Source organism: Salipiger sp. (genome assembly GCF_059781815.1).
The window spans coordinates 1-12,063 of the sequence record NZ_JBYNAH010000165.1 but is presented as its reverse complement, the minus strand read 5'-3'; the positions used below and the strand labels follow the sequence as shown (position 1 = coordinate 12,063).

Genomic DNA, 12,063 nt, shown 5'->3' with positions numbered 1-12,063 from the left:
AACCACGGCGCCCATATCCGGGTGTCGCTGTTTCTCTCGGCTCTCGGGCGGTTCCGCTGGTGGGGCGAGATCTGGTGCTTTGGCATGGGCACCGCGATCTCGACCTGGTTCGCCTGGTACGCCATCCGCGGCAACCAGATCTCGCACCGCTGGAACGAGCTCAGCCAAGGGCTCGACGCCACCCCGATCTGGATCCCGCAGCTCTCGATGTCGATCGGCACGGTGCTGCTGGCCATCGCCTTCTGGGATCACCTCGTGCGGCTGATCTTCACCGGGTCGCACGGCATCACCACCGATCTTGTCGACCAGAGCCAGGGAGAATGACATGGAACAGATGATCCCCATCGCCATCTTCCTCTTCGTGCTGTTCCTGCTGCTGGGCTCCGGCGTCTGGGTCGGCCTCGCGCTCATGGGCGTGGCCTATGTCGGCATGGAGCTCTTCACCTCGCGCCCCGCGGGCGACGCCATGATCACCAAGGTCTGGGCCTCCTCCTCGAGCTGGACACTGACCGCGCTGCCGCTGTTCATCTGGATGGGCGAGATCCTCTATCGAACCCGATTGTCGGAAGACATGTTCCGCGGCCTCAGCCCTTGGATGGCGCGCCTGCCGGGCGGGCTGGTGCACACCAACATCGTCGGCTGCACGGTGTTTGCCGCGGTCTCGGGCTCCTCGGCGGCGACGCTGACCACGGTGGGCAAGATGTCGATCCCCGAGCTGCGCAAGCGCAACTACCCCGAGACCATGGTGATCGGCACGCTTGCCGGCGCGGCCACGCTCGGCCTGATGATCCCGCCCTCGCTGACGCTCATCGTCTATGGCGTGACGATCAACGAGAGCGTCACCAAGCTCTTCATGGCGGGCGTCTTCCCCGGGCTCGTGCTGGCGCTGATGTTCATGGGCTACGTGGCGGTGATGTCCTTCGTCTCGAAGGGCTTCAACCCCGATCCCGAGCCGAAGATGAGCTTCGTCGAAAAGCTCAAGAACTCGCGCTTCCTGATCCCGGTGATCTGCCTGATCCTCGTGGTGATCGGCTCCATGTACATGGGCATCGCCACCGCCACCGAAGCCGCCGCCTTCGGAGTCATCGGTTCGCTGATCCTCGCCGCGACGCAAGGCTCGCTGAGCTGGTCGAGCTTCAGCGAGAGCCTGATGGGCGCGGTGCGCACCTCGGCGATGATCGCGCTGATCCTCGCCGGCGCCTCGTTCCTGTCGCTGTCGATGGGTTTCACCGGCATCCCTCGCGGTCTTGCCGACCTGATCGCCAGCTGGAACCTGTCGAAATTCGAACTGCTGATGGCGCTTCTGGTGTTCTACATCATCCTCGGCATGTTCCTCGACGGCATCTCCTCGGTGGTGCTCACCATGGCGGTGGTCGAGCCGATGATCCGGGCGCAGGGCATCGACATCATCTGGTTCGGCATCTTCATCGTGGTGGTGGTCGAGATGGCGCAGATCACGCCGCCCATCGGCTTCAACCTCTTCGTGCTGCAGGGCATGACCGGCCACGAGATGAACTTCATCGCCAAGGCGGCGATCCCGATGTTCCTGATCATGGTGGTGATGGTCTTCGTGCTGATCGCCTTCCCGGAGCTTGCTACGTGGCTGCCCGACAACATCCGCAAAGGGCCCGCCGGCTGAGCGGCGCGCCCAAGAATTTTAGCTAAAATTCTTGACCCCAAGATTTTTCGTACGAAAAATCTTGGGGGTCACCCCTCCGGCGGCCAGTGCGGCAGGAAGCTGTCCTTCTCAGTCGCGATGAACTGCCAGACCGTGCGCGCCGCCCCGCTGAGCGGCGCCTCGGCCGGATGCAGCAGGAACCAGTGCCGCATGATCGGCAACCCCGGCAGATCCAGCGTCACCAGCCGCCCGCTGCGCAGCTCCTCCACCACCGTGTGATACGAGATCAGCGCCAGCCCGAGCCCCGCGATCACCGCCTGCTTGATGGTCTCGTTGGTGCCCATCTCGGCCCGCTCATAGGTCTTGCCCTCGCCGATCCGGTCGAGGAACCGAGTCGCGAGGATGCGCGTGCCCGAGCCCTGCTCGCGCATCAGGATGGTCTCCTTCAGCAGGTCATCCGGGGTGATCTCGGAGGCCCCCACCAGCGGGTGATCCGGCGGCGCGATCAGCACATGCGGATGATCGCCAAGCGACAGCGCGTCGAGCACCGGTTCGCGCGGGGGGCGGCCCATGATCGCCAGATCGAGTGAGCCGTCCTGCAGCGCGGTGATGATGGCGTCGCGGTTGCCGATCTGCAGCAGCACCTCGATCTCGGGGCAGGCCTTGCGCAGCCGCGCCACGATGCCCGGCGCAAAGTACTTCCCCGTCGAGACCACCCCCAGCACGACCGTCCCGGCCATCCCCTTCTGCAACGCATCGATTCGGCGCAATGCGAGCCGGAACCCCGCATCGGCACGCTCATGCGCGAGCAAAAGCGCCGCGCCCTCGGGCGTTGCCGCGAACGGCCCCGCCCCCTCCCGCGACAGCATGGCACAGCCAAAGGTCTGCTCCAGCGCCTTGAGCTGGCTATGCACCGCCGGGGCGCTGAGCCCGAGCTCCTCTGCCGCACGGGAAATTGATCCTGTTCTTTCAACGGCTTCCAGAGCGCGGAGCTGTTTGAAGGTCAGCGAGGCCAATCTGCGCATTCAGCTTTTCCTAAAACGGGATCAGAAGTTTTAAATTTTCTAACAAGCACCAATCGGGAAGATCAAGTCTCAGTCACCCGTCGAGGAGGAGGAGGCCTTGATGACCGACAGGAACCCCTATTCCGCCGATGCGCCGATCCCGGCCCGTCTGCGACCCGCCATGGAGGCGCTCGGCCGGGTCGGCCTCGATCTCGCCCGGCACATCGCCCGCGGCCCGCTCGCCGGCCAGCTGGCCGCCGCCGTCGGCGACAATGCCGATGGCGACCAGCAGAAGGCGCTCGACGTGATGGCGGATGCGGCCTTTGCCGCGGCGCTGCGCGGCACCGGCATCCGCTGGTACGCCTCGGAAGAGCAGGACCGCGTCATCGAGATCGACCAGTCCGGCCGGCTGGCGCTGGCCATCGACCCGCTCGACGGCTCGTCCAACATCGAGACCAACGTGTCGATCGGCACGATCTTCTCGATCCGCGCGGCCGGCGAGACCGGCGAGGCGAGCTTCCTGCGTCCGGGCCACGAGCAGATCGCCGCCGGCTACATCATCTACGGCCCGCAATGCATGATGCTCGTCACCTTCGGCGACGGCGTGCAGGACTACGTGCTCGACCCCGAGAGCGGGCTCTTCACGCTGGTCAACAGCCGCCTGACGATCTCGGACGAGAGCACCGAGTTCGCCATCAACGCCTCGAACTACCGGCACTGGTCCAAGCCCGTGCGCGCCTATATCGACGACTGCCTCGCCGGCAGCGAGGGGCCGCGTGCCAAGAACTTCAACATGCGCTGGATCGCCTCGCTGGTGGCCGAGACCCACCGCATCCTCGTTCGCGGCGGGCTGTTCCTCTACCCGCGCGACGACCGCCCCGGCTATGCCGACGGCCGCCTGCGCATGGTCTACGAATGCGCCCCCATCGCGATGCTGGTCGAGCAGGCGCAGGGCCGCGCCACCGACGCCACCACCCGCATCCTCGACAAGACGCCCGCGAGCCTGCACGCCCGCACGCCCTTTGTCTTCGGTTCGGCCACCAAGGTCGACCGCGTCACCGCCTATCACGACCTGCCCGAGCAGGAAGTCTCCGCCCTCTTCGGCCACCGCGGCCTGTTCCGCGTCTGAGACCCGTCAGGGAAGCCCCCAGGAAGAATCCATGAGCAAGAAACACCCCATCATCTCGGTCACCGGCTCCTCGGGCGCGGGAACCACCACGGTCAAGGCCACCTTCGACCAGATCTTCCGCCGCGAGGGCATCAGCGCCGTGTCGATCGAAGGCGACGCCTTCCACCGCTTCAACCGCGCCGACATGAAGGCCGAGCTCGAAGGCCGCAAGGCCGCCGGCGACGAGACGTTCTCGCATTTCTCCTACGATGCCAACGAGCTCGGCGAGCTCGAGAGCATCTTCCGCACCTATGGCGAAACCGGCACCGGCCGCACCCGCCACTACATCCACGACGACAAGGAAGCCGAGCGCCACGGCACCCCGCCGGGCCATTTCACCGACTGGAAGCCCTTTGCCGATGACAGCGACCTGCTGTTCTACGAAGGCCTGCACGGCGCGGTGAAGAATGACGAGGTCAACCTCTCGGCACTGGCCGATCTGAAGATCGGCGTGGTGCCGGTGATCAATCTCGAGTGGATCCAGAAGATCCACCGCGACAAGGCCAGCCGCGGCTACACCACCGAGGCGGTGACCGACACCATCCTGCGCCGGATGCACGCCTACGTGCACTGCATCTGCCCGCAATTCGTTGAAACCGATGTCAATTTCCAGCGCGTGCCGGTGGTCGACACGTCAGACCCGTTCATCGCCCGCTGGATCCCCACCGCCGACGAGAGCCTCGTGGTGATCCGCTTCAAGAACCCGCGGGGCATCGATTTCCCCTACCTGACCTCGATGATCCAGAACTCGTGGATGAGCCGGGCCAACTCGATCGTCATCCCGGGCGGCAAGATGGATCTCGCCATGCAGCTGATCTTCACGCCGATGGTCCAGCGCCTCGTCCATGAATCCAAGCGTGCCTGAAGGAGCCCTTTCGATGACCATTCAGCAAGCGATCCCCACCACCACCGAAGACCTCATGGCCAACGCCATCCGCGCCCTTGCCATGGATGCGGTGCAGGCGGCGAACTCGGGCCATCCCGGCGCGCCGATGGGCATGGCCGACGTCGCCACCGTGCTGTTCAACCGCTTCATGAGCGTCGACCCGAGGGACCACAGCTGGCCCGACCGCGACCGCTTCGTGATGAGCGCCGGGCACGGCTCGATGCTGGTCTACGCGATCAACCACCTGCTGGGCTATGACGACATGCCCATCGAGCAGCTCAAGCGCTTCCGCCAGCTTGGCAGCCGCACCGCGGGGCACCCCGAATACGGCCACGCCAAGGGCATCGAGACCACCACGGGACCGCTCGGTCAGGGCATTTCGACCGCGGTCGGCATGGCTCTGGCCGAGCGCATGATGAACGCCCGCTTCGGCGACGCGCTGGTCGATCACTTCACCTATGTCATTGCCGGCGACGGCTGCCTGATGGAGGGCATCAGCCACGAGGCGATCGACCTTGCCGGGCACCTGCAGCTGTCGCGGCTCATCGTTTTCTGGGACGACAACGGCATAACCATCGACGGCGGGACGGACCTCTCTACCTCCACCGACCAGAAAGCACGGTTCACGGCCGCAGGCTGGCACGTGCAGGCCGTCGACGGGCACGACAAGGATGCCGTTGCCGCCGCCATCGAGGCGGCCCGCGCCGAAGCCAGACCCTCCCTGATCGCCTGCAAGACGATCATCGGCTTCGGCGCTCCGAACATGCAGGGCACGCACAACGTGCACGGCTCGCCGCTCGGCGCCGACGAGATCGCCGCCACCCGCGAGGCGCTCGGCTGGCCGCACGCGCCGTTCGAGATCCCCGCCGAGGTCCGCGACGGCTGGCGCGCGGTGGCGGCGCGCGGCGCCTCCGCCCGCGCCGAGTGGAGCCGGCGCCTCTTCGACAGCCCCAACGCCGATGCCTTCCGCGCCGCCCATGGCCCGGCGGACAAGACGGCGCTCGAGGCGGCGATCTGCGCCTACAAGCACCGGCTCTCGACCGATGCCCCCAAGGTCGCGACCCGCAAGGCCAGCGAAATGGCGCTCGAGGTGGTCAACGGCACCCTGCCCAACACCGTCGGCGGCTCTGCCGACCTCACCGGCTCGAACAACACGAAAACCAAGGGGCAAAGCCCGGTGACACCGGGCGATTATGCCGGCAGCTACATCCATTACGGCATCCGCGAGCATGGCATGGCGGCGGCGATGAACGGCATTGCGCTGCATGGCGGGCTGAAGCCCTACGGCGGCACCTTCCTTGCCTTCGCCGATTACTGCCGGCCCGCGATGCGGCTGTCGTCGCTGATGGGGGTCCCGGTGGTCTATGTCATGACCCATGACAGCATCGGCCTCGGCGAAGATGGCCCGACCCACCAGCCGGTCGAGACCATCGCCTCCCTGCGCGCCATGCCCAACCACCTCGTGTTCCGCCCCGCCGACGCGGTCGAGACCGCCGAGGCCTGGCAGATCGCCATGACCGAGACCGACCGCCCGAGCACGCTTGCGCTGTCGCGTCAGGGGCTGCCCACGGCGCGCACCCGCCACACCGACACCAATCTCACCGCCCGCGGCGCCTATGTGCTGCGTGAACACGCCCGGCGCGACGTGACCCTGATCGCCACCGGCTCCGAGGTCGAGATCGCGCTTGCCGCCGCCGACCTGCTGGAGGCCGAGGGCATCAGCGCCGCCGTGGTCTCGGCCCCCTGCTTCGAGCTTTTCGCAGAGGCAACGCCCGAGGCCCGCGCCGCGGTGCTGGGCGACGCCCCGCGCATCGGCATCGAGGCCGCCATCCGGCAGGGCTGGGATCTGATGCTGCGGCCCGAGGACGGCTTTGTCGGGATGACCGGCTTTGGCGCCTCGGCCCCGGCAAGTGACCTCTACCGCCATTTCGGCATCACCGCAGAGGCCGTTGCCGGCCTCGCCAAAGACCTGAAATAAAAGACAAAGGGACATCAATGACTGTCACGGTTGCGATAAACGGCTTCGGCCGTATCGGGCGAAATGTGCTCCGCGCCATCGCGGAATCGGGCCGCACCGATATCGAGGTGATCGCCATCAACGATCTCGGCCCGGTCGAGACCAACGCCCACCTGCTGCGCTATGACAGCGTGCACGGGCGCTTCCCCGGCGAGGTCACGGTCTCGGGCAACAGCATCGATCTGGGCCGCGGCCCGATCAAGGTCACCGCCGAGCGCGATCCCGCCGCCCTGCCCTGGGGCGATGTCGATATCGCGCTGGAATGCACCGGCATCTTCACCGCCCGCGACAAGGCGGCGCTGCACCTGAAGAACGGCTCCAAGCGGGTGCTGGTCTCGGCCCCGGCGGCAGGCGCCGACAAGACCATCGTCTACGGCGTCAACCACGACACGCTGACCGCCGAAGACCTCGTGGTCTCGAACGCGTCCTGCACCACCAACTGCCTCTCGCCGGTGGCCAAGGCGCTGAACGACGCCATCGGCATCGAGAAGGGCTTCATGACCACGATCCACAGCTACACCGGCGACCAGCCGACGCTCGACACCATGCATTCCGATCTCTACCGCGCCCGCGCCGCGGCGCAGTCGATGATCCCCACCTCCACTGGCGCCGCCAAGGCCGTGGGCCTCGTCCTGCCCGAGCTTAACGGCAAGCTCGACGGCGTGGCGATCCGGGTGCCGACGCCCAACGTCTCGGTGGTCGATCTTGTCTTCGAGGCGGCGAAGGACACCTCGGTCGACGAGGTCAACGCCACGATCCGCGCCGCCGCGGACGGGCCGCTCAAGGGCATTCTCGGCTATACCGACGCCCCCAACGTCTCGATCGACTTCAACCACAACCCGCATTCCTCGGTCTTCCACATGGACCAGACCAAGGTGATGGACGGCCGCATGGTCCGCATCCTGTCGTGGTATGACAACGAGTGGGGTTTCTCGAACCGCATGGCCGACACCGCCGTCGCGATGGGAGGGCTGCTGTGATGCGCGTCACCCCGATCACCGAGGCAGAGGTCGCGGGCAAGCGCCTGCTGGTGCGCGCCGACCTGAACGTGCCGATGGAGGGCGGCCGGGTCTCCGACGCCACCCGCATCACCCGCTTTGCCGAGGGCATGAAGCCGCTGCTGGCCAAAGGCGCCCGGCTGGTCATCCTGACCCATTTCGGCCGCCCCAGGCCCAACGAGCTCGACCCGTCCTTCTCGGTCGACAAGCTGCGCCCGGCGCTTTCCGAGGCGCTCGGCGTGCCGGTGCGGTTCTCCGACAACTGCGCCACCGACAGCGCCGTGCTGCTGTCGCAGCAGCTGCGCGACGGCGAGGTGCTGCTCTGCGAGAACCTGCGCTACAACCCCGGCGAGACCGCCAACGATCCGGTCTTCGCCGCCGAGCTGGCGCGGCTGGGCGATCTCTATGTCAACGACGCCTTCTCCTGCGCCCACCGGGCGCATTCCTCCACCGCCGCCGTCGCCGGGCTCTTGCCCGCCTATGCCGGCCCACTGCTGGTCGAGGAGATGACCGCGCTGACCCAGGCGCTCGAGGCGCCCGAGCGCCCCTCGGTGGCGCTGGTCGGCGGCGCCAAGGTCTCGACCAAGATCTCGGTGCTGAAGAACCTCGTCGGCAAGCTCGACGCGGTGATCATCGGCGGCGGCATGGCCAACACCTTCCTCTATGCCCGTGGCTACCGGATGGGGAAATCGCTGCACGAGGCCGATCAGGTCGCCACCGTGCGCCAGATCGAGACGCTGGCCGAGGCCGCGGGCTGCGAGATCCTGCTGCCCGAGGACGTGGTCGTCGCCCGCGAGTTCGCCGCCGGCGCCCCCTGCGAGACGGTGCCCGCCGACCAGTGCCCGGCCGACGCGATGATCCTCGATGCCGGGCCGCAATCGGCCGAGGCCTTCATGGCGCGGCTCAACCACGCCCACACCATCCTCTGGAACGGCCCGCTCGGCGCGTTCGAGATCCCGCCCTTCGACGCCGCCACCGTGGCGGTGGCGCGCAAGGCGGCGGCGCTCAGCTTCGAGAGCCGCGCGGTCACCGTGGCGGGCGGCGGCGACACCGTCGCGGCGCTCAACGCAGCCGGGGTCACCGACGACTTCACCTATGTCTCCACCGCAGGTGGGGCATTCCTGGAATGGCTGGAAGGCAAGACGCTGCCCGGCATCGCGGCGCTTTGCGCGCCCAAGCAAGCGGCCTGAGGGAGGACCGACCATGGCACTGATAACGCTGAGACAATTGCTAGATCACGCGGCCGAGAACGGCTACGGCGTGCCCGCCTTCAACATCAACAACATGGAGCAGGGCCTCGCCATCATGGAGGCGGCCGAGGCCTGCGACGCGCCGGTCATCCTGCAGGCCTCGCGCGGGGCTCGGAGCTATGCCGGCGACATCATGCTTCGCCACATGGTGCAGGCGCTGGCCGAGATGTTCCCGTCCAACCACATCGTTATGCATCAGGACCACGGCAACAACGACGCCACCTGCCTCTCGGCGATCCGCCACGGCTTTACCAGCGTCATGATGGACGGCTCGCTCGAGGAGGACATGAAGACCCCCGCCTCCTACGAGTACAATGTCGAGATCACCCGCCGCGTCACCAAGGCCGCCCACGCGGTCGGCGCCTCGGTCGAGGGCGAGCTTGGTGTGCTGGGTAGCCTCGAGACCGGCGAGGCCGCCGCCGAGGACGGCTCGGGCGCCGAGGGCAAGCTCAGCCACGACCAGCTTCTGACCGATCCCGATCAGGCGGTCGATTTCGTCATGGCCACCAAGTGCGACGCGCTGGCCATCGCCTGCGGCACCTCGCACGGCGCCTACAAGTTCACACGCAAGCCCGACGGCGACATCCTGTCGATGGAGACCATCCGCCGGATCAACGAGAAGCTGCCCAACACCCATCTGGTGATGCACGGCTCGAGCTCGGTGCCGCAGGCGCTGCAGGACCTGATCAACGCCAATGGCGGGCACATGCCGCAGACCTACGGCGTGCCGGTCGAGGAAATCGAGCGCGGCATCCGCATGGGCGTGCGCAAGGTCAATATCGACACCGACTGCCGCATGGCGATGACCGGCCAGTACCGCCGGATCGCGCAGGAAAAGCCCGAGGAGTTCGACCCGCGCAAGTTCAACGCGCCCGCGATGGAGGAGCTGCGCGCGCTCTGCCGCGACCGGTTCGAGCGCTTCGGCACCGCCGGGCAGGCTTCGAAGATCAAGCCCGTCTCGCTCGACGACATGGCGAGCCGCTACGCCAGCGGGGCGCTCGATCCGCAGATTGCCGCGGCCAACGCCGCCTGACGCCACCTGACAGACGACATCCAGAGGAGGAGAAAACCATGCTGGACGATGCCAAGACCGTGACCGACGCCAAGAAACGCTACAGCGCGGGCGTGATGAAATATGCCCAGATGGGCTACTGGGAGCCGGATTACACCCCCAAGGACACCGACGTCATCGCGCTGTTCCGGATCACCCCGCAGGATGGCGTGGATGCGGTCGAGGCCGCCGCCGCAGTGGCCGGCGAGAGCTCTACCGCGACCTGGACCGTGGTCTGGACCGACCGGCTCACCGCCTGCGACAAGTACCGCGCCAAGGCCTACCGGGTCGATCCGGTGCCCAACAGCGAGGGCGAGTACTTTGCCTATATCGCCTATGATCTCGACCTGTTCGAGGGCGGCTCGATCGCCAACCTGACCGCCTCGATCATCGGCAACGTCTTCGGCTTCAAGCCGCTGAAGGCGCTGCGCCTCGAGGACATGCGCCTGCCCACCGCCTACGTGAAGACCTTCCAGGGCCCCGCGACCGGCATCGTGGTCGAGCGCGAGCGCCTCAACGTCTATGGCCGCCCGCTGCTCGGCGCCACGGTGAAGCCCAAGCTCGGCCTCTCGGGGCGCAACTATGGCCGGGTGGTCTATGAGGCGCTGAAGGGCGGGCTCGATTTCACCAAGGATGACGAGAACATCAACAGCCAGCCCTTCATGCACTGGCGCGACCGGTTCCTCTACTGCATGGAGGCGGTGAACCGCGCCTCCGCCGCCACCGGCGAGGTCAAGGGCACCTATCTCAACGTCACCGCCGCCACCATGGAGGAGATGTACGAGCGTGCCGAGTTCGCCAAGTCGCTGGGCTCGGTGATCATCATGATCGACCTGGTGATCGGCTACACCGCGATCCAGTCGATGGCCAAGTGGGCGCGTGACAACGACATGATCCTGCACCTGCACCGCGCCGGCCACTCGACCTACACCCGCCAGCGTTCGCACGGGGTGTCGTTCCGGGTGATCGCCAAGTGGATGCGCCTTGCCGGCGTCGACCACCTGCATGCCGGCACCGTCGTCGGCAAGCTCGAGGGCGATCCGGCGACGACCAAGGGCTATTACGACATCTTCCGCGAGGAATATAACCCGATGGCGCTGGAGAACGGCATCTTCTTCGACCAGGACTGGGCCTCGCTCAACAAGATGATGCCGGTGGCCTCGGGCGGCATCCATGCCGGCCAGATGCACCAGCTGCTCACCTACCTCGGCGAGGACGTGGTGCTGCAGTTCGGCGGCGGCACCATCGGCCACCCGCACGGCATCCAGGCCGGCGCCACGGCCAACCGCGTGGCGCTCGAGGCGATGGTCTTCGCCCGCAACGCCGGGCGCGACATCTGGAACGAGGGCGAGGACATCCTGCGCGACGCGGCCCGCACCTGCACGCCGCTGAAGCAGGCGCTCGACACCTGGAAGGACGTCACCTTCGACTACGCCTCGACCGACGCGCCGGACTTCGCGCCGACGCCGGAAGTCTCGATGTGAGCCCGCGCGGGGGCGCATCCGCGCCCCCTCCCCCTTACCGTTTCACGGGCCATGAGCCCGATCACCCGAAAGGACACGACATGCGACTGAGACAGGGCCAGTTCAGCTTTCTCCCGGACCTCACCGACGACGACATCCGCACCCAGGCGCAATACGCCATCGACAATGGCTGGGCGGTCTCGGTGGAATACACCGACGATCCGCACCCGCGGAACAGCTACTGGGAGATGTGGGGCCACCCGATGTTCGACAATCCCGACGCCGCGGCGGTGGTCTTCGAGGTCAACGAGTGCCGCAAGGAGCACGGCTCGAAATACATCCGCGTGCTGGCCTTCGACGCCAGCGCCGGCTGGGAATCGATCCGCATGAGCTTTATCGTCAACCGCCCCGCCGAGGAGCCGGGCTTCCGCGTGGTGCGGCAGGAGGGCGAGGGCCGCAAGATCCGCTACACCATCGAGAGCTACGCCGTGCGCGAGCCCGAGGGCGCGCGCTACGCCTGAGCCTGGCGCGCCTTGACGCGCGCCGGACCGGGGGGCTTTGCGCCCCCCGGACCCCCCGCAGGATATTTTCAGCCAGAAGAAGACAGG

11 protein-coding genes are annotated in these 12,063 nt (G+C 67.0%); 10 read left to right on the top strand and 1 reads right to left on the bottom strand.

What is annotated here, in order from left to right; genetic code table 11:
* Together AC6RA4_RS17515 and AC6RA4_RS17510 are read left to right on the top strand one after the other, a co-directional pair.
* A partial coding sequence (locus tag AC6RA4_RS17515) for a TRAP transporter small permease (RefSeq protein ID WP_500162552.1) occupies nt 1-324 on the top strand: 324 nt, incomplete at its 5' end.
* 1 nt (nt 325) lies between these two features.
* Nucleotides 326-1,639, top strand: coding sequence for a TRAP transporter large permease (locus AC6RA4_RS17510; RefSeq protein WP_500162551.1), 1,314 nt, complete (start codon nt 326-328; stop codon nt 1,637-1,639).
* Nucleotides 1,640-1,707: 68 nt separating this feature from the next.
* On the opposite strand, the gene cbbR is transcribed toward AC6RA4_RS17510, so the two are convergent.
* On the bottom strand, nt 1,708-2,643 hold the full coding sequence (gene cbbR / locus AC6RA4_RS17505; protein WP_500162549.1) for a LysR family regulator CbbR: 936 nt from the start codon (nt 2,641-2,643) through the stop codon (nt 1,708-1,710).
* Between the two features lie 100 nt (nt 2,644-2,743).
* Here cbbR and AC6RA4_RS17500 point away from each other — a divergent pair, with 100 nt between their 5' ends.
* From AC6RA4_RS17500 to AC6RA4_RS17465, 8 genes are all read left to right on the top strand, one after another.
* Nucleotides 2,744-3,751 carry a class 1 fructose-bisphosphatase gene (locus AC6RA4_RS17500; RefSeq protein WP_500162547.1) on the top strand — a complete coding sequence of 336 codons (1,008 nt, stop codon included), beginning with the start codon at nt 2,744-2,746 and terminating at the stop codon, nt 3,749-3,751.
* A gap of 31 nt (nt 3,752-3,782) precedes the next feature.
* A complete protein-coding gene (locus AC6RA4_RS17495) occupies nt 3,783-4,655 on the top strand; it encodes a phosphoribulokinase (protein WP_500162545.1) in 873 nt (290 codons plus the stop codon).
* Between the two features lie 13 nt (nt 4,656-4,668).
* Entirely contained in the window at nt 4,669-6,654 is a 1,986-nt protein-coding gene (gene tkt / locus AC6RA4_RS17490; RefSeq protein WP_500162543.1) for a transketolase, read from the top strand.
* A gap of 17 nt (nt 6,655-6,671) precedes the next feature.
* Nucleotides 6,672-7,673, top strand: a complete 1,002-nt coding sequence (gene gap, locus AC6RA4_RS17485; protein WP_500162541.1) for a type I glyceraldehyde-3-phosphate dehydrogenase — start codon at nt 6,672-6,674, stop codon at nt 7,671-7,673.
* On the top strand, nt 7,673-8,881 hold the full coding sequence (locus AC6RA4_RS17480; RefSeq protein WP_500162540.1) for a phosphoglycerate kinase: 1,209 nt from the start codon (nt 7,673-7,675) through the stop codon (nt 8,879-8,881). The genes gap and AC6RA4_RS17480 overlap by 1 nt, the downstream gene beginning before the upstream one ends.
* A gap of 13 nt (nt 8,882-8,894) precedes the next feature.
* A complete protein-coding gene (fba, locus tag AC6RA4_RS17475; protein WP_500162538.1) occupies nt 8,895-9,974 on the top strand; it encodes a class II fructose-bisphosphate aldolase in 1,080 nt (359 codons plus the stop codon).
* 38 nt (nt 9,975-10,012) lie between these two features.
* On the top strand, nt 10,013-11,476 hold the full coding sequence (locus tag AC6RA4_RS17470) for a form I ribulose bisphosphate carboxylase large subunit (protein WP_500162536.1): 1,464 nt from the start codon (nt 10,013-10,015) through the stop codon (nt 11,474-11,476).
* A gap of 80 nt (nt 11,477-11,556) precedes the next feature.
* Nucleotides 11,557-11,976, top strand: coding sequence for a ribulose bisphosphate carboxylase small subunit (locus tag AC6RA4_RS17465; RefSeq protein WP_500162534.1), 420 nt, complete (start codon nt 11,557-11,559; stop codon nt 11,974-11,976).
* Nucleotides 11,977-12,063: the final 87 nt, after the last annotated feature.